The following is a 21,872-nucleotide window of genomic DNA, read 5'->3' on the forward strand; positions in this document are numbered from 1 at the left end:
TCTCTCTCTCTCTCTCTCTCTCTCTCTCTCTCTCTCTCTAGTAAAATAATGCTAACCCCCAAATGTTCAGGAGAAAAAATGTAGTGGTGTATTGCATTATTTTGAATGTAAAGCATGACTGTTTTGTTTGTCTGGAGAGTGCATATAAATCCCCCTTTTATAGCATAATTGAACTATAATTCGATTCTTGTCCTTCTTATCTTTATTTCTACTTTTATCTTTTATGTGAACAAAGGAAATTGATATTGGTTAAAGAATCACACATAATTGATAGAATGTTTTATAAAAATCGTACATTCGATCGGATAAATGTCTTGGAGTCGTGCATTGTTGCGATGATAATGTGTACCGATAAGAACAAGTTGCATTATGAGGTATAAAATTGTATTTCTAAAATCATATAATGCGATATTTTTGCTTTTTCCCTTAATTGGTCCTCTGATAATATCAAAAAAATAAGCCACAGAAATTTACCTCTGTGGCTTTTATAAATGTGAGTGTTTAGTTTTTTTTGCAACGGACAGAATAAAGACGGTATTTACCAATAGCATTATAACGGGTTATTTTTGCTTGGTCATAAAATATCCCTCGCATCCATGCAGCTCCGGTCGTAGGATTAAAAATACTAGCTGTCCAAAAATAAGTGTTTTTGCCGTAGAGACTGCTTTGATTATCATAAACATCCCCTGTTATATACACATCGAAGCCCCCTTCTTGTGCTTTCTTCGAATTGGCATAGCTTAATGTGGAACTAGAAAGTTCTACCAGAGTTTTCGACTTCATGACAGTAGCAATGTTAGTTCCTTGATTCATAGCTGTTTCATCGCCGGGAGTCCAACTTCCGTTAGCCGTAACGGGACTTTGTGTAAGACTGGCTGCATTCTCGACTAAATATTTCTCTAGCTCATTCCATTCTCTGTCGCTGGGTAAATGCCAACCACTGGGGCAAATTCCTTGAACGCGGCCATTTGGCTCTGTGGTTTCAATTTCATTTTCTCCTATTGGTTCTCCAAAATTGGAGGACTGACCTTGGTTTACCCCTCTGTTGCAATTATCTGAACCGACAGCTGTATCCCAATTATATAATAATCCGACCTCCTTTCCTGCCGCAATATTCATATCATAAGTTCCTGACGAACCGGCTATGGTAGAGGAAATTGGGTAAGTGTAGACAACATTTGGGGTAAGATCTATTTCTACCATTTTTGATTTGTTTTTTAAAACATTACCATCAGAGGTAACTCTGGTTGCCAGATTCTGTGTCATCCATATTCCGGCTTCGCCGAATTCGGCATAGTAATAGGTTTTATTTTCAATATGGTCTATTCCATTATCATAGGACATGGTGAAGGTACCGACCGTACGCCCGCCAACCACTGTTGTTCCATTGTCGATAATTGTGCGGACATCCTTTTTTTCCTGAATTTCTTTTTTACGCCAAATGGCCATCCATTCTTCTCCATTCCAAGTATATACCCCCGGATACATTATTTTTCCATCTACACAACCATTGCTGATACTATATACAGTTAACCCTGTGTGTGCAGCCCATGTTCCGGCCGGGTTGTCGGCAATGATATTTGTACCCATTGTCAGTGAATTCAGATCTTTCAATTCTACCCGGGGAAGCCCCAACCCTTTTACAGATGTTTTTATATTAGTTGACTCATCTTCTTTCAGATCAAGTAATGCACCCAAATTGGGATCTTTGTCGCTGCCGATAGTTACTTGCGCGGAAACAAAGGAAGGAGCCACTATGCATAAGCACATGAAGCCATAAGTTAAAATCTTTTTCATAGGTTTTATAATTTTGTATGTTTGTTTTGTGGTAAGCCGTTTGATGGATAGGTAGATAGAAAGAGATACCTTATTTCCACCCATAAAAAATTCTAGAGCCCGTTTTCTCAAACAATTTGGCAGGGAATGAAGACAAATAATGCTATCTCCCAAATAATCAGGAGAAAAAATGTGGTTGTACGTTGCATTAATTTGCCCGTGAAGCATGATTATTCTGTTTATCTGAAAAGCAGACAAAGTTCCTTCTATGTAGAAGAATATTTGAACTATAAATCTATTTCTGTCTTTCTCTTATCTTTTATACTAACAAAGGAAATTGATACTAATCAAAGATTTGTACATAAATAGTAGGGTGTTTTCATAAAAATCGTATATATGATCTATAATTTCTGTTGAATTATGGGTAGAAAGGAGCTTTTTTTGATTTTTGGCAAAAAAGACTTTATGGGATGTCATAATGTTATTCTATAAAAGTCAGATAATACGATATTTTAGTTTTGTGTTCTTTTAGTTTTGATGAGAAAATTATCAAAAGAATTTCATTTCATCGATTCCTGTCGATTCGATATTTTATAGTGTAGCAGGTGTGTTAAAGCCCTGATTAGTGTCAATATCCTTATTTCATCTTACTGAATAAAAAATCCCCCGGAAATAATTGAAGTTCCAGGGGATTTAAAAACTTTATCGTTTATCTACTCTATTTTGAGCTAAAATAAGCTGTTTATTTGGGGCGTACATATACCCATACTGTTTGTCCTCCCACACAGCCGTTAGTCATCTCAAATTCTACATAATATGAAACAGGCATATTAGTAGTGGTGGTGTTGATATATGTATGATTGACGATATAACCGGAACCGCTTGCCGCAGGATATTCAGGATGCTGAGATATAGCTGAACGTTCCCATTTGATTGATCCGGGCTTAACCAGCGAATCTGGTACGTTAAACTTAGCGGCAAACGAAAACGATTGACCACTATTTATATAAAACGGATTCTGCCAGTCGTAATTGGTGAGACTAAGTACCGATACCAAAGTTAGATTTAGTTTCTGAGTATTGGTACATCCGGTAGCACGATCTTTAAGTGTTACTGTATATGTTACAGTAATAGGCACTGTTTCACTATGAGACTCAGACATTGCATTATATATATATTCTGTGATCTCGTCACCGGTACCGCTAGCTGGACCGGTATCAGTGGTTCCTGCCTTTTTAACATAAGGAGGTAATGCTTCACGAGACCAGGTGATATCACAAGGAGTATCAGTTGTTAGCCTATATTCAAACCACGAATCCGTGCAGGAGGTTACATCTGTTTTACTGGTTAGCTTAGGCAAAGGATTAATAGTAACAACTACGGCCCTACGCGGCCCTTCACAATTTTCCGCCGAAGTCAGAGATGCATGGTAAGTTCCGCTTGTATTTATAGCTGTTGTACTTGCTAATGGAGATCCCCCTGAAGCTGCCGCATACCATTTCACAGTCCCGGTTCCTGTAGCCACCAGCGATGCTACCGTTGTGCTGCCACAGAAACTTTGTGCAGAAGCTGTTGGTGCTGCCGGTATTGTATTGATGGTAACTGCTACTGCCCTACGTGCACTTTCGCATCCCGCTGCCGATGTCTGACTTGCATAATATGTCCCGCTTGCCGTTATAGCTGTTGTTGTCGCTAAAGCTGTACCTCCGTTGGCTGTTGTATACCACTTGATATTGGTACCGGTAGCAATCAGGCTGGCTATAGTGGTCGGGCCACAGAAGCTTTGCGTAGAAGCCGTTGGTGCAGTTGGCACTGTATTTATAATAACTGATACCGGAGTACGTGCACTTTCGCATCCCGCTGCCGATGTCTGACTTGCATAATATGTCCCGCTTGCCGTTATGGCTGTTGTTGTCGCTAAAGCTGTACCTCCGTTGGCTGTTGTATACCACTTGATATTGGTACCGGTAGCAATCAGGCTGGCTATAGTGGTCGGGCCACAGAAGCTTTGCGTAGAAGCCGTTGGTGCAGTTGGCACTGTATTTATAATAACTGATACCGGAGTACGTGCACTTTCGCATCCCGCTGCCGATGTCTGACTTGCATAATATGTCCCGCTTGCCGTTATGGCTGTTGTTGTCGCTAAAGCTGTACCTCCGTTGGCTGTTGTATACCACTTGATATTGGTACCGGTAGCAATCAGGCTGGCTATAGTGGTCGGGCCACAGAAGCTTTGCGTAGAAGCCGTTGGTGCAGTTGGCACTGTATTTATAATAACTGATACCGGAGTACGTGCACTTTCGCATCCCGCTGCCGATGTCTGACTTGCATAATATGTCCCGCTTGCCGTTATGGCTGTTGTTGTCGCTAAAGCTGTACCTCCGTTGGCTGTTGTATACCACTTGATATTGGTACCGGTAGCAATCAGGCTGGCTATAGTGGTCGGGCCACAGAAGCTTTGCGTAGAAGCCGTTGGTGCAGTTGGCACTGTATTTATAATAACTGATACCGGAGTACGTGCACTTTCGCATCCCGCTGCCGATGTCTGACTTGCATAATATGTCCCGCTTGCCGTTATGGCTGTTGTTGTCGCTAAAGCTGTACCTCCGTTGGCTGTTGTATACCACTTGATATTGGTACCGGTAGCAATCAGGCTGGCTATAGTGGTCGGGCCACAGAAGCTTTGCGTAGAAGCCGTTGGTGCAGTTGGCACTGTATTTATAATAACTGATACCGGAGTACGTGCACTTTCGCATCCCGCTGCCGATGTCTGACTTGCATAATATGTCCCGCTTGCCATTATAGCTGTTGTTGTCGCTAAAGCTGTGCCTCCGTTGGTTGTTGTATACCACTTGATATTGGTACCGGTAGCAATCAGGCTGGCTATAGTGGTCGGGCCACAGAAACTTTGCGCAGAAGCTGTTGGTGCTGCTACATCGGCAGCTACATTTACTGTTACTGTAACGGAAGCTGGTGAGTAGCAAGCCATCGAATAATCCTTAGCATAGTACTTGCCTTCACCTGCTTGAGTGATGGCGGTACCGGTAATATTGGCATTGGTCGTTGCATTATACCATTTAAGGTTGCTAGTAGCTGATGATACAAGATCATTGAGATTGGTAGTTTTGCCATAACACAAGTTTACGGTATTGCTTATTAATGTAGGTTGAGTAAGGTCTACTACAGCTACTATTACTTCGGTACGGTTCGATATACCACAGCTGAGACCTGATTTATGTTCTAAAGCAAGGTAATAACTTTTGTTGGCATTCAGAATACCGGTATTCAGGCTTGTACCCGTTGTGGCAGTTCCCCCACTCGGCTGATCATACCATTTGACCTCATACTCAGGGTCATCTGGAGTATAAGTTAAGGTGGTTGAAGTCCCTATACAGATTTGTTGTCCTCCAAGAATGGGATTAGCCGGCTTATAGATTGGCGGCAATGCGCCTATAGGTTCCCATTTGGAACCATTCCATACAAAAACACCCTTGCCAAATGGTTCGCAAGGATTCACGTTATAGACTGTTAAACCTATATGAGTGGAATTAAGTGTGAGATCGGTATAGTTATCAGGAAACATGGGGTAGAGTCTGCTTTCGTTTGTCAGGTTGACACGAGGAAGCGCAAGTCCCCGGGTTGAGTTGGCATTTACGGACGACTCCTCTTTTAAATCCAAAATCGATCCTTTATTGGGAGGAACATTGGAGCCGACAGTAACCTGTGCATTAATATTTAAGGTTAAGATAAGTAGTATAAGAAAATATAATACTTTTAGTTTTGTTCGTTTGTTAATTTTCATAAATGTTAATATTTGATATTAGGTTGTTGTTACAGTTGTGATAAGCATCTTTAATTTTCGATATATCTGACAAATAATTTTTGATCTTTTCTATATAAAGAAGAACAATGCCAATTAGGGATCCCACACTATATTGTAACAGCTTACTATCTACGATTTTCCCAAACTGTAGAGTAAAAGGTGAAGACAAAACAAGACCAAATAAATACTGACAATATTGAATCCCTAATGGCTTTGTGTAATTTATTTTTCTGGGTAATCTATAACAGTAGACAATTTGTTTATTAGTATATACAATGGAAAAACAATAATCTTTTATGTAAGAATATGGCCTTATAAGCAGATGTGCGAGATGAATAAACACCTGTAAATAAGCAGCTATCGTAAATATAATTAAAAGTCGAAAATATAAAAGAATAGCATAATCGACAAAATCAGATACATATAGCCTTAATGCCACTTGTCTGATAAATTCATGTTGTATAAATAATAGTATAGCAAAGAATAACAATTTTTGATAAGGTCTTTTCATTTTTAAATAAATAGTTTATTCGATATCTGTCTTCTGATACGAACTTCGGTCAAAATTAGTTTTCTTCGACATAGAAAGGTTTACTTATCTGCAAAACATTGTATCAAATCCGCAAAAAAAACAATGCGAATGTTTTGCAATAAGCTGTAGGATAGCTAATTGAAAGGTGTTGCTTGTGATGTAATCTTAATAGGTTATTTGGGGGATGATGGATTATAGTTTAATGCTATTTTGCGAAACTCTTTAGGTGTTAAATCATATTTTTGTTTAAACAGGCGATAAAAGGTAGTCTTATTATTGTATCCGGCATTTATGTATATATCTTCTATGGATAGATCTGTTTTCTGGCTTAATAAATGACAGGAGTAGTTGAGTCTGAAATCGTTAATATATTCCATAAATGTCATATTCTTACCAGCTTGTATCGCTTCGGTCAGGTATTGCCTGTTAGTCCCTATTTGCGCAGCAACAAACTCCCGGCTTATGGAAGGGTCCAGGTAGGCTTGCGACTCGTTCAGATAAAGCTCTATCTTATCAAATAAAGCTAGATGTGATCTTTCTTTTTCGTTGTATATAATGATATTTTTAAGGCCTTCTTTCTGTTTATCCTGCTCTTTATATTGCAGGAATAGTTTTTTGTTTTTACGCTTTAATATAGCCGAATACCTTATTACGATGATGGCCGTGATGAGTAACAGAAGGCAGGTAATTACCAGCGAGATAATGATATTATGCGTATTTTTTAATTTCAGCGCGTCTTGCTCCGCTTTGCTTCTCAGGCGATCTGTCTGGTATATTGTTTGTAGTTCGTTCAGTTGCTGATGCGCATCCACGATGGCCAGCGAATCGGAATAAGTAGAAATTTTAGCCTTTAGCTCGTAAGCATCCTTGAAGTTTTGTATGCCGGTCAGTATCAATATCTTTTGATCCTGAGATTTCACATAATTGGGGATGTTGGATGTCTCCCGGAAATAGGTTATAGTGGGCTCAATACGATCGAGGGCTTTCTGGTAATTTTTGGTGATGTAATAGTATTTGGCCCATATACCTTCTATATAGTAATAATAGCCATTAGATTTGTCTCCTTCGATAATAACATCAAGTGAGTCCAATGCTGCCTTGGCTTCATCTAACCTTTCCAAGCCTATAAAATTGTTTGCTTTATTAAGGTTTAATAATATCAGTAATGCTTGGTTGGTATCACTATTGTAATACTCTTTTATATAGGTCTGGGCAGAATCGCAATACGCCAGCGATTGTTCATATTTTTGGAGATCGGTAGTCATCTGGGCACCTCTCAGGAATATATAAGGCAGTTGTCCTTTTAGCTGAATATCATATTCACATTTTATCTGCATCATTTTATTAAAAGCAGACTCGGCCTCTTCCATCCGTCCCATAATATTGTAGATATTGGATATCAGTTCGTATGTATAAAGTTCATTCAGCTTATTATCATCTATCTTTTCCAGGAGCTCCGTAGCTTTGTCCAAAGCTGTCTGCTTACTTTTATATTGCATCTCCCATTCTATAAGAGCTATATCCACATTGAAAGACTGATCTTCTTCATCCGTTTTTCCAAAGTGGTATTTTGCTTTTTCTGCAAAAATATATATACTATCCTCCTGTAGCGTGTTCATGGCTGTCAACATCATGTACTTATAGGCAAAGCCTATATAGAGATCATTATCATGACTTTCAGCTTCTTTTTTGAGCAAGTATGACTCTTCAAAACCTTTAGAAGTGAACAGAGAATTTCTACAAACATTCTGGAGCGAGTCTAAGGTAATATTATTAGATTCTCTTGTTTGAACTTTTTTGTGATCACAACAGAAAAAAGTATAGCACATACAAAGTATGCAAATGTATTTGTAAAGTGTCATATAAGAATTAGGCTTCTACACCTCAACGTGGTGCCGATTTGTATTAGTTTGTCTTTATTCTACGAAGATAAAAAAAATAATCAGAATATAGCCGTTAAGTTTTTTATATGAAGCAAATTCATTGGAATTAACTTCCGATAAAGATTCTTATCGGGTTAGAACTACCGGTGTCGTCTATGTTGTAGCTGAAGAGTCATATCGTTTCATTCGAAATTGGCGAAAATGAATCAAAATATTCATACTTATATAAGTTATTATAGGGGTAAGGGAGCTATGGATATGATAAAAAACATAAACTCTTTAACGAATTTGCTCTCTTTATCACTCTATAAAGAAATACTAAAAAAAGCGTTACCTTCGTTTTTTATATAAAATAGGATATTTAATGAGGCATCTTTATCTGTTTATTTTATTTATGATAAGTCTCTCCTCCCTTGCTCAGACAGGAAAGAAGGAGGTCAGGGGCTATGTACAAGGTGCCATATTAGACCAGAAAACGAAGGAGCCGATTGCATCTGCAACCATACGTTTGCTGAATCAGAGTGATAGTGTTTATATTCAGGGTGTTGCATCGGATGATAAAGGCAAGTTCAGACTTTCGGCCTCTCCTCATAAATATATACTTGAAGTTTCATTTATAGGATATAAGAGTTTTTTACAAAATTTTAATACTACAGCAGAGAATCCTAACTATTCAGCAGGGGATATCTATTTGGAGGAGAATACGATTGAATTGGGTGCTGCTGTAGTGGAAGCGCAGGTACCCAGTATCCTGGTGAGAGGTGATACCATCGAATACAATGCAGGTTCATATTCATCGCAGGAAAGTGATATGCTACAGGATATGTTAAAGAATATCCCCGGGGTAGAGGTGGATGCGAATGGTAATATTACAGCTAACGGGAAGGCTATAAGTAAGATATTGGTGGATGGTAAAGAATTTTTCGGGAATGATATACCAATGGCTCTCGCCAATCTGCCAGCCAATATGATAAAGAAACTACAGCTATACAAGGAACAATCCGAGACGGCGAAAGTGACAGGATTTAGGGATAAAGACCCCGAACAGGTACTGAATCTGGTTGTAAAAGAAGAATTGAAGCAAAGTACTTTCGGCGATGTCAAAGGCGGGTATGGTACAGACGACAAATATGCCAATAAGATATTGGTAAATCACATGCGTGGCGATAATCAATTATCTTTTGTAGGAGACATGAATAATGTGAGTGATGATGAGTATATGTCGGGGATGGATAATGGTATAGATAAGAATAAGAATGTGGGTATGAATGCTTACATGCAAGTGTCGGAGAAATTTAAAATAGGGGGAAATGTAAGGTACTCTGACAATGAGAACCTGATGGAAACCAAAACAAATACCCAGACATTCCTCTCTACGGGTGATCGTTTGTCAAGGCAGGATATGTCGTCGACCAACAAAAGGGATAATATGAATGTGGGAATGAATATACAGTGGAGACCCGATACTCTGACCACTATTTTTGCCCGTTCGTATGTTAGCTTTAACAATACGGAGAGTGATCAAACGTCGACAAACTTCTCTTATGTGGCAGAAAAGGATACAACTTCCGGGCAATCCGCCAATCGGTCGAAAGGAGACGGATACAGTATAAATAATTACTTTACCATTGGCCGTAAGCTAAATAATAAAGGGCGGACTGTCAGTTTGTCCTTTAACAACACCTTGCGAAAAGAGAATAGTAAAGGAACCAATTATTCTTATACTACTTATACGGGAGATGCGGGAGATAAGGTAATAGACCAGCGTACCAATACTGACAATAATACCAATAGCTACAATGTATCTATGTCCTATGTAGAGCCGCTTGGAAAAGACTATCGTTTACAATTATCCTACTCTTACGGATCAAATGATTCCGAACGGATACGGGATGTACGAAAAAGAGATGCTGAAGGTAACTATACTCTTATAGATTCGGCTTATGCGCGAAATACGAAGAATACATATATCAATCAGAACATCAGCCTCAATTTTCAGGCTACAAAAGAGAAATACAGATATACAATTGGTTTCAGTGTAGATCCTTCACATTCCCGCAGTAAGATCAGCCTTGGCGATTCTATTATTGATACCCTGAGGCAAAGCGTGGTAAATTTTTCTCCCAGCCTCAATTTTTCTTATACTCCGAACGAGAGGACAAATATAGATTTCAATTATTCGGGTTCGACAAGCCAGCCCGGAATCAGTCAGCTTTCTGCCGATACGGTTATTGTAAATGCCTTGTCGAAATATTACGGGAATCCGAATCTGAAGCCAAGCTATAGCAACAACTTCAATGTCTTTTATCAGAAATCGGATTATGAGTCAAGCCGCTTCCTGATGCTTATGGCGGGATTCAATTATACATTCAACAATATTGTAGACTATACATTGATAGATGAACAGGGGAATAGCATTAATACATACAGGAATGTGAGTGGAAATATGGGGGCAAACATAAATTTCATGTATAATACGCCCTTGAAGAACAAGAAATTCACTGTAACCAATAATTCGACGGGGAATTATTATAAGAATATAGGTTACACCAATGGCGAAAAAGCAATAACGCATAATGTAGTACTTGCAGAACAGGTGTCTGTCAGATTTAAGAACGATAAGTTTGAAACCAATCTGCGGGCAGGCGTGTCATATAATATGACAAGGAATAATCTTACCGATTTACAGGATAGGAATACAACGAACTATACGCTCAATCATTTTGCCCTGTGGAGGCTTCCGTACGACTTTATTCTTACCAGTAGTATCAATTACTCTTATTATTCGGGATACGAAGATGACTTCAAAAATAGTGAGATGTTATGGAATGCATCCATCGCGAAACAATTACTGAAAAAGAAAAGGGGTACGATAAAAGCACAGGTTTTCGATATATTAAACGACAGGAATAATATTACCCGTTATGTAAGTGGTAACTATATGTCCGATTCACGCTCGAATACGATAAACCAGTATTTCTTGCTGACCTTCTCTTATAAATTCAATATAATCAAGGGGAAGAAGGGAGGAGATGAAGTGGACGAAGTATATGAGGGTGGATATTATTAAGGCTGAGCAATAGAGTGGATATACAAAAGCCTCCCCTAATGTCTTTACACTAGAGGAGCCTCCTTATATTAGATTTTTTAGAAATCAACATGATCGGGATCCGGGCCGATGCGTTTATTCTTATTTAATGAATTGATTATTCCAATCTCCTCTTCTGTCAGTTTAAAGTCGAATATATCGAGGTTTTGAGCCATTCTTTTTTCGTTGGCAGATTTTGGTATGGTTACCACCCCTCTTTGATAGTCCCAGCGAAGGATGATCTGGGCAGGAGATTTTGAATATTTTACAGCTAGATCTGTTAGTATCTTTTCTTCGAATAAACCGGTCTGATTTGCAGCAAACTGACTCCATGCCTCTGCCTGGATACCTGCTTTTTTGCAGAAGTCCAGATCGTTTTGCTGTGTGAGGTATGGGTGCAATTCTATTTGATTTACAGCAGGTACTATTGCTGTCTCTTTTAGTAAAGTTTCGAGATGATGTTGCTTGAAATTACTTACCCCGATAGCTTTTACTTTGCCGCTCTGGTAAATTTCTTCGAATTTCTTCCATGTTTCAACAAATTTACCCTCTACCGGCCAGTGTATCAGGTACAAATCCAGATAGTCCAGATTGAGCCTTTTCAGGCTGGCTTCGAATGCTTCCTTTACTTTTCCATTCCGTTGGTCGGCGTTCCACATTTTAGTGGTGACGAAGATTTCTTCCCGTGGAATACCTGAATTTTTGATTGCTTTGCCTACTGCTTCTTCGTTGTGATAATACATAGCCGTGTCAATATGCCTGTATCCTACCTTTAGCGCGGTTTCTACTACTCTTTGTGCCTCGTTGTTGTCTTCGATGCGGAATACGCCCAGGCCAATCCATGGCATTTGTATACCATTATTCAGTTTTACTTTTTCCATTGTTTTTAACTTTATAGATCATTGATCGTGATAGTAATTTAACAATTGAAACTCCGATTAAGTTTAGATAATTTTATCTATGCAGATATGGCTTTTAGCTCTTTGACGTCTTGGAATAAGCAATAAGCAGACAGGTAAGTTGGTGCGAGTTTTTAGTTGTAAAGGTGTTATCTTCCCGATTCTATCATGTTCACGGGATAAAAAGAATATTAACAAAAAGATAGCAGAATTCTCTTATTTTGTAAATTTTCATTATCTAACTCGCAATCCTGTTGCTTATTGAATAATTATTTATATCTTGCATAATCTATTTTAACATACTATATAAACTAATATCATGTCAGACAATTCTGCTAAAATCAAATTCTACGGTGGAGAAGATATCCCACTGGAGTTGCACAAAGTGCGTGTAGTACAGAAATTACATTTAGTTCCCATCGAACGTCGTTTGGAAGCATTATACGAAGCCGGATTCAATACATTCAGGCTCGATACAAAGGATGTATTCCTTGATATGCTTACCGATAGCGGAACAAACGCGATGAGCGACCGCCAAATGGGAGCCATGATGATTGCCGACGATGCTTATGCTGGTTCGCAGAGCTTTGTCCGCTATCAAAAAGCCGTTGAAGATGTTCTCGGCAAGAAGTACTTATTGCCGGTGCATCAGGGACGTGCAGCCGAAAACATTATTTCCAATGCTTTTATCCGTAAGGGTAGTATTGTGCCTATGAACTACCACTTTACAACGGCGATGGCGCACATTACCCAATATGGAGGCAAGATAGAAGAATTGTTGTATGACGAAGCCTACGTAATAAACAGCAAACACCCTTTCAAAGGGAATATGAATCTGGAAAAGCTGGAGAAGTGTATTACAAAACATGGCGCGGCAAATATACCATACATCCGTATGGAGGCCTCCACAAACCTGATTGGTGGGCAACCTTTTTCTATAGAGAATCTACGGGGAGTTCGCGCTATTGCCGATAAATACGGGATCAAACTTGTATTGGATGCCAGCTTACTTGGCGAAAACGCATGGTTGGTAAAACAGCGGGAAGAAGAATTTAAGAGTAGTTCGATGGCTGAAATTATACTTTGTATGACAGGCCTTGCTGATCTCGTTTACTTTTCGGCCCGTAAATTAAGCTCATCCCGCGGAGGTGGTATTTGTACTAATAATCATGCGATATTCAAAGAATTGGAACCACTTGTTCCTCTCTTCGAAGGATTCCTTACCTATGGCGGTATGTCGGTCCGGGAAATAGAAGCAATAGCAGTGGGTTTGTACGAAACACTGGATGAAAGTATGATTTGCCAAAGCCCTCAATTTATCGCCTATTTAGTGAATGCGCTCGATGCCAAGGGTATCCCTGTGGTGACTCCTGCGGGAGTACTTGGCTGCCATGTGAATGCTATGGAAATCTGCTCCCATATTCCCCAAACGGAGTATCCGGCAGGGTCGCTTGCGGCTGCATTCTTCCTTATTTCGGGAATTCGTGGTATGGAACGGGGGTCAGTTTCTAATCAGCGCGATGAATATGGCAATGAGACATATGCCGATATGGAATTGCTGCGTCTGGCTATTCCCCGCCGTGTATTTACCCTTTCCCAAATCAAATATGTGGAAGACCGCATGACCTGGCTCTATGAGAACCGCCATCTGATAGGAGGCCTTAGATTTGTGTACGAACCGCCTGTTCTCCGTTTCTTTATGGGTGGGCTTGAACCGGTGAGCGATTGGCCACAAAAACTATTGCAAAAATTTAAGGAGGATTTCGGAGATAGTTTATAGATATATATATAGGAAAGGATTCGATAATTTTCGGATCCTTTTTTTAATTACTGACAATTTGATGCTAATAAACCTTAAATTAATGAAAGTGTAAATAGAAGTGTAAAATCCGGATATATTTTTTGTTCTAAAACAAGCGCTGAGACACTATTTAAACGAAGTAAATAATCCTTAATAATCCTTACACATAGAGTCATTTTTTTTAACGCGGATTAACAGCGGCTAATCTGAAATCAGATATACATTTGTTCCGTATTTAAACAACATGTTTAACTTTTTTAATTGACAAAAAATTATGAAAAAGATTATTCTTTCAGGTGTTATGGCAATTGCATTAATTGCGTCTACTAGTGTTATGGCTCAAAATGTTACTCCAAAATCGGAAGCATCTAAAGTGAAAAAAGAAGCTAAGGCCGATGTGAAAGCTGCAGAAAAAACTGCACAAAAAGAAACTAAAGTTCTAAAAAACGATGCAAAGGCTGCAAAAGCTGATGTGAAATCAGAAGCAAAAGCTGTTAAATCAGAAGTTAAATCAGAAGCAAAAAAAGTAAAAAGTGAAGTAAAAAAATAAACGAAAGAATACTTACATATTATAATAATACCTCACTAGTATACGCAAGGAAACGGCCTCAATCAATTGAGGCCGTTTTTATGTTTTAATATATTACTTTGCTTTATGTTTGTTGCGTCTGCGGTCATCGTAGACCGAGATCATCCAGAATACACTGCAAACAGAAGAAATTAGTATCACCGGAATATAAAAGGTGGTCGAGCTTAATGCACTCTGTCCTGCTGTTGTGTACAGAGCCAGTCCCACTATGGCGATGAGTCCATACATAACACCGAAAGTGGTGAGCATATTTTTTATGACGGGACGCGCACTGATATTCTTTTTAGGGATCAGAGCCTTTTCCGTTTCTATCTGTTGCATGATTCTGTATTTCAGGCTCTCTCCGGCTTTCATCTTTGTGCCCGACAGAAGTTCCTTTATCTTGTCATCTTGCATATCGTTGTTTTTATTTATTCAAATATATAAAAAATTTTCTTAGGCACATTCATGCCTCATTAGTAGGTTTATGGTGTCGGCAAATCGTTTTCTTGCCCGGTGCAGCTTTACTTTAATATTTGCATCAGTCAGCCCCGTTATCTGTACAATGTCCTTTACCGAGTTGTCTTCAAGATAGTATAGGGTTAGTATCACAGCTTCATCTTTAGGCATGCGCTCCATTGCTCTATCGATAAGCTCTTTTCGTTCGTTTTCTTCTACCTGAGCCATGGTGTCCATGTCGGAGTACGACCCGGTCATGTCTATTTGTTTATAATCGACAAACTCAGTGTTGTGCACATTACCTCTCGTTTCGGTTATTGCGGTGTTATATACAATACGGTAAAACCATGTAGAGAATTTACTGTCGGCCCTGAATGTATGCAAATTGTGAAAAGCTTTGACAAAGGCGTTTTGCACTATATCTTCCGCATCCTGCTTGTTTCCGCAGACACGGAAGGCTATAGTGATAGCCATATCCTGATATGTATCCACAAAGTAGCCGAAGGCGGAAGTATCCCCCTTCAGTACCTTGTATATCTCTTGCTTTTCGTTCATTTATTCAGCGTCGTCGTCAAATTCCTTTTTATCTTTTACCAGCGCATAGAATGTCACATAGGCAATTCCGAGGAATAATAGGATTCCGGAGGCAACTACCCAGAACGCTTCGTCTTCTCCAAGCTCCATAACCCGCGATATGATCAGGGCTATAATCAATCCCAGGGCAATGCCCACACAAAGGATACCATTCCGTAATGATCTGTATTTGTTCGGGGTCGGCTTTGTTTGATCCGGCGGGATGATACCCTGCTTTATTAATTCCATACGTTCCTTGTGCTTCGAAGCGATTGATTTCAGGCCAAGGAACATGCCGAAGCCTATAGGGAGTGCTACTGAAGAAAGGATAGCTACAATTGGTATAATGTTGTGCATAAAGTCCATAATTTCTAATTTTTATATTGTTAATTAATCTGTTTCCGAATATATGACTATACAGTATTACATTCGGTTACAGATTTTAGAAGATTTTTTTTAGTGAAACTTATATTTTTTAGTAATTAATTGATTTATAGTGTTTTTTTTTTGTTCGGATTTTAAAGATATGTTTATTAGTTGTCAAAACCTGACGGATTTGACACTTTTTTCGCTTTTACTTTTCCATAATATTGTCCACTCTGTCAGTAAATGTTTATTGAATATAAATATAGGCAGGCATATGAATCCTGTTGAAAGTGCAAGTATAGTCCAGCCGATATTTCTCTGGGGCTTTTCAGCTAGTTTTTCACCGAATTTATCCCTCCATATCTGAATATAAGGAAAGAAAATATACACCATTCTATAAGGATAACAGGAATGAAAGCCCGTTTTTCGATCAGTTTTCCGAAGGAAAGTGCAACGATTATATTTATAAGAATAATAATAATGAAAGGAGATAAGATGACAATATTCCTGTACTTCTTATTCAGGCTTATATTGTTGTTTTCCATATCGTATCGCAATTGTAATGCACGAAGTTATGAAAATTCGATTTGTATTTAGAACCTGTTTAAATTAGTTTTCCTTCCTCTCTCGAGAGTCCGTCACGAGAGAAAGGCTAAAAAAACTAAACGAATGATTCGTATAAATAGTCTTACTTAAGCACTTTAGGTCTTATATTTTCCTGCGATGTAGAAGGCTTATTATCTTTTTTACCTGTGAAGAAGTTTTTTACTTTAGAGAAGAAACCGGTAACTTTCTTCGCAAAATTTTGCTTTTTCTGGGATACACCCACAGACTCCACAACGGCAGGCTGTAGTATTTGCCAAAAATAATTGAATGTTGAATGATAAGGGTCTCTTTCTATATAGAGGTAGGGTTCACGGGGTTTTGAATTCTCTTTGTTCGGATTGTTTGACCGCAGGAATGCATTTGCGATATTAGTGACAAATTTATTTGAAGACTCCGCGTCATCGCCTTTTAGTATATTTATTCTTAAATCATTGTAGAGGAATTTCATCCCTACAGATGCATTCATACTTGAGGCTTCTGTCCTAAAAGTCAGGTATTTGAGTGTGCCACTCTTTATTTCCGCTTTAGCCAATGGGGTTATAATCCGGTTTAGGTCACGTAAATCGAAGCGATGCAAATGTGCATCCAAAACAAAGCAGTCATAATCGGGGCTGACAGACATATCCCATTTTGCAGTAAAATAGCCTGTCCCCATAAGGTTGCCGTTTGCATCGAGATGCATGTATTGCTGAGGATGTGAAGCTATGTTCGTCAGTCCGTCTATACGAGCATTCATACCCATGAATGAAATTTGTCCCGGTACTGTTCCATTCTTAGGTAATTCTTCATATATAACAGAGAAATTAGAAACATCGGTTGTATCTATAGATATCCGGAACGGAAGATCATATAATTTTGTATAAATAAGAGGTTGGAGTTTAGGCGGTGTATATATCTTTTTATTTTTCAGGTTTTGAAGCATAACGTCTTTCACTACAAGTCGTTTGGCATCCAGTATATTATCAGAGAAATAGCGTTGGTAATCGACGCCCGAAAGGCTGATATTCCCTGTTGTGACATCGAACCAATCCATATGTGTCGGATGCTTATAAGCAAAGTCCATTTTGGGGTAAACAGATGTCATTTTTATACCCGAAAGAGCCAGACTCGCATTTTTCTTGTTTATATCTATCTCTCCTACATCAATTGTATAGAAGCCATCCATAATGGGGAAGTGGAGGTTATTCGTATTAAAGCGGATATCTTCCATGTCTACTTTCCGTGCATCGGCATCGATGAAGAATCCCGACAGGACAAGATTCGTTGTATTTACTGTTTGTTGGTTTTGTTGCTTTCCATCCGGAGAATGCTCATAGTTTATATGTGCGTCTGCCAGATTGAATTTCTTAATTGATAATTTATTTATATACGGGCGCAATGAACAATACAGGTCGGTGCTTGAAGAGTCTTTTTTCTGTGCCTGAATAGTATCGGCGGAATTACTCTTTCTTATATCCACGGTCGGCTTTGTTATGTTGACAGAAGCCATGTCCAGGAATGATTTTCCAGTCACGTGATTCCAATCAATACCGGACAAATTAAAATCCTCCAATTCGGCTTTGAAATTGATTTCCGGCTTTTGGATATTAAATGCTCCATTGGAAAGTGTGAACGTTCCTATAGTTACTTTTTTTCCAAAGATTTTTAATAATTCGTCTATATCCCCACGATTACCTTTCGCTTGCAGATTGTTTTCCGAGGGACTACTTATCTGTTTCGCAATATAGTCTACTTTGGGAGACTCTAGAATAAACTTATCTATTCTGAAATCCTTGTTTAAATCCCATTGTAACGAATGTAGCTGTAAAGCCTGTAATGTCGTTTGCAGGCTATCGTGAGATACCCGGTTGATATAAGATACTTGCACATTCTTTAGGTCTATATTATCTGCAACAAGACTTTTGATAACAGAAATTGTTTTATCGGAAGAAGTTTCATTATCCTTATTTATTGCTGAATTGGCGGTTTTAATGATCTGTATTCGTGGTGAATTAACTTCAAGGGATTTTATCTTCGCTTTTTCTTTATTCAGATAGCTGTCGTTGTCGAACCCTTTCACTCTTATCAGTGGGATATCGATATCATAATACGTTGCCGGAGCTTTATTCCATGTATTTTCCTGAGGGATCAGTTTTACATCCCGCAAAAGTAATAGTCCCGTTAAGGTTGAAATATTAGTATCCTTTATCTTTAACCTGTAATGCTTTCCCGGCAGAATGTTATCGAAATCTTTAAATGAAAGCCCGATATCGTCGCAGGTGAATAAGTATTTTTCTGTCTTTCGGGTTTCTTCATCGATGAGGAATTTTACCGCATAGAAATTCAGTTTCTGCAAGCGGAAATTATCTTTAGAGCCTAAATCATGTATAATAATATTCGCATTTGCCAGATTTATGTTTTTCACAGATAAATAATTCGCATAAGGATTGAATATATCCAGAGCATCATCGGATATTTCTATTTCGTCTTTTTTCGATGAATCCGGCTTACTCTTCTTTTTTACTTTAAAATACCTGATATTGGGCGATTCTATTTTGAGTTGCTCTGCCGAAACGCCTGTATCGTAATTCAGACCATCTATCAGGATTGATTTTATATTACCCGAAAAATAATCTTTTCGCGCATTTACGGTTGATATCGGATTAACTCTTATGTCAGAGATATTGAAGTGTTTACTTTCCGTGTTGAGCGTTAGGGTTGCTATATTGACATTTGAATTATTGCTGGCAATCAGTCCCTTTATATTGGTTGCCTCCATGGCAAAATTATCGACATACCAGAATCTTTTTTGCTTTTCAGATAAGGAATCGATAACAAAATTCTTTGCGTGGAAATCAAATTGCTCTAAAGAATATTCGTCAGACCTGCCGTCTTGGGTAAACGTATAATGGAACTTGGTTTTTTCAATCCCGATTTTCCCTATAGATATGCTTTGGAGGATGGGAGATGTAATACTGTATAAAGACCATGTCTGATCATTATCTGCATTATTTTGCTTCAAAGAATCTCCATCCTGAGCGGTAGATTTATCTTTCACACTATAATATTGAATATCGGTGGAAGAAATATCGAAAGAGTCGGCATTCAGATAATTCAATGCCTTTTCCCGTTTAAATTTAACTCCTTTAATAAATACCGATTTTATAGTTGCATCCAGATACGCACCGGCTTTCTCCGTCCTACCGGCCCAGAAATCATCGGTCGGATGCAAGTGCACGCCTTCTATCTGTACCAGTTCGTCGATTGTGCTCAGTTTAATGTTCCTTGTATTCAGGATAAGCTGGTTGCTGTATAATAATTGCTGAGGTTTGTCTGCCGTAAATTCAAAGTTATCACAATAGAGTAATTTCCCCGATGAATACGAATCCTTATCCAGCCTAAATCCGTAGGCGTTGAAGTTTGCATCGCTAAGTGCGTATTGAACCGGAGAAATGGAGTCTTCAACGATATAATAGATATTAGCATTTCCCAGATTTATTTGCTTCACAGTCAGAACATCTATATATGTCGAAATCATCTGGTATAATGTTTCCCGCTCTTTATTTTGTTGCCCATCCAACGATGATTTGAGAGAAGAATGTAATTGAGGCTGAAAGACTTTTATGTCAGGGGCTTTAAGTTCGAACAGGCTAAAATCCAGGTTTTTATAATTTTTGCGCCATGTAAGGTTTATACCTTTGAAGTGAATCTTATCTATTTTTACTTTGTAGTAGAGGTCGGGCAGACTGTCCCCGTTTTTCCATTTTTCGAAAACAACTGAGTCGGGAATGAGTTCAACTCCGTTAATTATAAGTTCCCCGCTAAAGAATCCGACAGAAAGGTGATCGTATGAAAAACTGTAGAAGCCATTTGTCGCTTTCGAAACCTCTTCCCTGAATTTTTGCCTCAGGCTGTCTTCCAACTGATAGGTCAGATACCAGTTAAGACCAAAACCCCCTGCAATGAGTAATGCAAGTGTGATAAGTATGATCCTTAGTCTCTTCTTCCCTTTTTTAGTCATTAAACAATGCCGTTTTGTTTAGTTATCTTATTATCAACAAATACAGGGAGGATTTGTTTTCCGATTACCGGTCGGATAAAAGTTTAGAGGAAGGTTTCGTCTATAATATCGGAAGCGACGTCTTTCTTCGATTTCAAGCCAAAGTCTTTGCGTTGGCCATTACGGTTAAGTATTGCTATTTTGTTTGTATCGTATTTGAATCCTGCTCCTGCATCATTTAAAGAGTTAAGTACAATGAAGTCAAGGTTTTTCTTCACAATTTTTTTTAAGGCATTGTTTTCCTCGTCATTCGTCTCCAAAGCAAATCCGACAAGAAGCTGGTTCGCCTTTTTCATTTTACCCAACGATGCCGCAATATCTTTGTTCGGAACAAGTGAAATATTAAGTATATCACCGCTCCTTTTTACTTTCTCCGCATACTGTTCTTCGGGGCGGAAATCGGCAACCGCGGCGCATAATATAGCAGCATCCATTGCAGGAAATGCTTTCACGGATGCATTATACATTTCCTCCGCAGATTCTACGTCTATTTGTGTAATATTAGGATGAGTCGCTTTTAACGAAACCGGTCCAGCTACCAAGATAACTTCAGCACCACGACCTGCGCATTCTTCGGCCAGGGCAAAACCCATCTTCCCCGATGAATAGTTGCCGATAAAGCGAACCGGGTCTATCCGTTCATAAGTCGGTCCGGCTGTTATCAGTATTTTTTTTTTTGAAAGAGTTTCCTGCTTTGTAAAGAAATCCTCGACAGCCCCAAGAATTCTTTCAGGTTCTTCCATTCTTCCCTTGCCTATCAGATGGCTTGCGAGTTCTCCGGAAGCAGGTTCGATAATAATATTTCCGTACGAGCGCAGTATTTCAAGGTTGCGGGTTGTCGCGGGATGGGCAAACATATCCAAGTCCATGGCAGGCGCAATCATTACAGGCGATTTCATTGACATATATGTAGTAATCAGCATATTGTCTGCTACTCCATTAGCCATTTTACCCAGGGTAGAGGCTGTTGCAGGGGCAATAAGCATGAGGTCTGCCCATTGGCCAAGATCTACATGGCTATGCCAGGTGCCGTCGTTAGCGGTAAAAAACTCACTGACAACAGGTTTCCCTGTAAGTGCCGACAGTGTGACAGGGGTAATAAACTCTTTCCCGGACGGGGTGATTACTATCTGCACTTCCGCGCCGGCCTTAATCAAAAGACGGGCCAGTGATGCTGCTTTGTATGCCGCGATGCTGCCTGTAATACCTAATACGATATGTTTATCTTTCAGTGTCATATTTCCGATACATTTTAAAAGCAAAGATACGGTTAATAGAAATATGAGTGTTCAAATGGATATAAAATTTATTTAAATCTTAGGGTTGCTGACCTATTTGTTGCTTTTATAGCTTTAACAGGAGTCACCAATTGCTATTAGATAATATCGCGTTAAATATTTCTTTAATCTATTTAACGTATCAAATAGCTATGTTTTAGGGTAGCAAACTATACTTTTCT

Annotated in this window: 13 protein-coding genes; 3 read left to right on the forward strand and 10 right to left on the reverse strand. The window is 38.9% G+C overall.

Annotation, left to right across the window (positions count from 1 at the left end):
- Positions 1-501: 501 nt before the first annotated feature.
- From QZL88_RS12650 to QZL88_RS12660, 3 genes are all read right to left on the reverse strand, one after another.
- Entirely contained in the window at positions 502-1,797 is a 1,296-nt protein-coding gene (locus QZL88_RS12650; protein WP_296941664.1) for an FISUMP domain-containing protein, read from the reverse strand.
- A gap of 721 nt (positions 1,798-2,518) precedes the next feature.
- Complete coding sequence (locus tag QZL88_RS12655; RefSeq protein WP_296941666.1) at positions 2,519-5,578, reverse strand: hypothetical protein; 3,060 nt, start codon at positions 5,576-5,578, stop codon at positions 2,519-2,521.
- 726 nt (positions 5,579-6,304) lie between these two features.
- Positions 6,305-7,828, reverse strand: coding sequence for a helix-turn-helix domain-containing protein (locus tag QZL88_RS12660; protein WP_296941668.1), 1,524 nt, complete (start codon positions 7,826-7,828; stop codon positions 6,305-6,307).
- Between the two features lie 550 nt (positions 7,829-8,378).
- Between QZL88_RS12660 and QZL88_RS12665 the strand changes: the two genes are divergently transcribed.
- Positions 8,379-11,084 carry a TonB-dependent receptor gene (locus QZL88_RS12665; protein WP_296941671.1) on the forward strand — a complete coding sequence of 902 codons (2,706 nt, stop codon included), beginning with the start codon at positions 8,379-8,381 and terminating at the stop codon, positions 11,082-11,084.
- Positions 11,085-11,161: 77 nt separating this feature from the next.
- Here the strand turns inward: QZL88_RS12665 and QZL88_RS12670 are convergent, their stop codons facing one another.
- Entirely contained in the window at positions 11,162-11,983 is an 822-nt protein-coding gene (locus QZL88_RS12670) for an aldo/keto reductase (RefSeq protein WP_296941673.1), read from the reverse strand.
- Positions 11,984-12,320: 337 nt separating this feature from the next.
- Here QZL88_RS12670 and QZL88_RS12675 point away from each other — a divergent pair, with 337 nt between their 5' ends.
- Positions 12,321-13,781 carry a tryptophanase gene (locus tag QZL88_RS12675; RefSeq protein WP_296941675.1) on the forward strand — a complete coding sequence of 487 codons (1,461 nt, stop codon included), beginning with the start codon at positions 12,321-12,323 and terminating at the stop codon, positions 13,779-13,781.
- A gap of 295 nt (positions 13,782-14,076) precedes the next feature.
- Complete coding sequence (locus QZL88_RS12680; RefSeq protein ID WP_296941677.1) at positions 14,077-14,352, forward strand: hypothetical protein; 276 nt, start codon at positions 14,077-14,079, stop codon at positions 14,350-14,352.
- A gap of 93 nt (positions 14,353-14,445) precedes the next feature.
- Here the strand turns inward: QZL88_RS12680 and QZL88_RS12685 are convergent, their stop codons facing one another.
- The 6 genes from QZL88_RS12685 to coaBC form a co-directional block, all read right to left on the reverse strand.
- A complete protein-coding gene (locus QZL88_RS12685) occupies positions 14,446-14,787 on the reverse strand; it encodes a hypothetical protein (RefSeq protein WP_296941679.1) in 342 nt (113 codons plus the stop codon).
- Positions 14,788-14,826: 39 nt separating this feature from the next.
- Positions 14,827-15,384 (reverse strand): sigma-70 family RNA polymerase sigma factor, encoded by a 558-nt coding sequence (locus QZL88_RS12690; protein WP_296941681.1) that lies wholly within the window; start codon positions 15,382-15,384, stop codon positions 14,827-14,829.
- Complete coding sequence (locus tag QZL88_RS12695; RefSeq protein ID WP_296941683.1) at positions 15,385-15,768, reverse strand: DUF6249 domain-containing protein; 384 nt, start codon at positions 15,766-15,768, stop codon at positions 15,385-15,387.
- Between the two features lie 332 nt (positions 15,769-16,100).
- On the reverse strand, positions 16,101-16,313 hold the full coding sequence (locus QZL88_RS12700; RefSeq protein ID WP_296941685.1) for a hypothetical protein: 213 nt from the start codon (positions 16,311-16,313) through the stop codon (positions 16,101-16,103).
- 143 nt (positions 16,314-16,456) lie between these two features.
- Entirely contained in the window at positions 16,457-20,374 is a 3,918-nt protein-coding gene (locus tag QZL88_RS12705; protein WP_296941688.1) for a hypothetical protein, read from the reverse strand.
- 83 nt (positions 20,375-20,457) lie between these two features.
- Positions 20,458-21,651 (reverse strand): bifunctional phosphopantothenoylcysteine decarboxylase/phosphopantothenate--cysteine ligase CoaBC, encoded by a 1,194-nt coding sequence (coaBC, locus tag QZL88_RS12710; protein ID WP_296941690.1) that lies wholly within the window; start codon positions 21,649-21,651, stop codon positions 20,458-20,460.
- Positions 21,652-21,872 lie beyond the last annotated feature (221 nt).

The organism is uncultured Dysgonomonas sp. (assembly GCF_900079725.1).
Classification (GTDB): Bacteria; Bacteroidota; Bacteroidia; order Bacteroidales; family Dysgonomonadaceae; genus Dysgonomonas.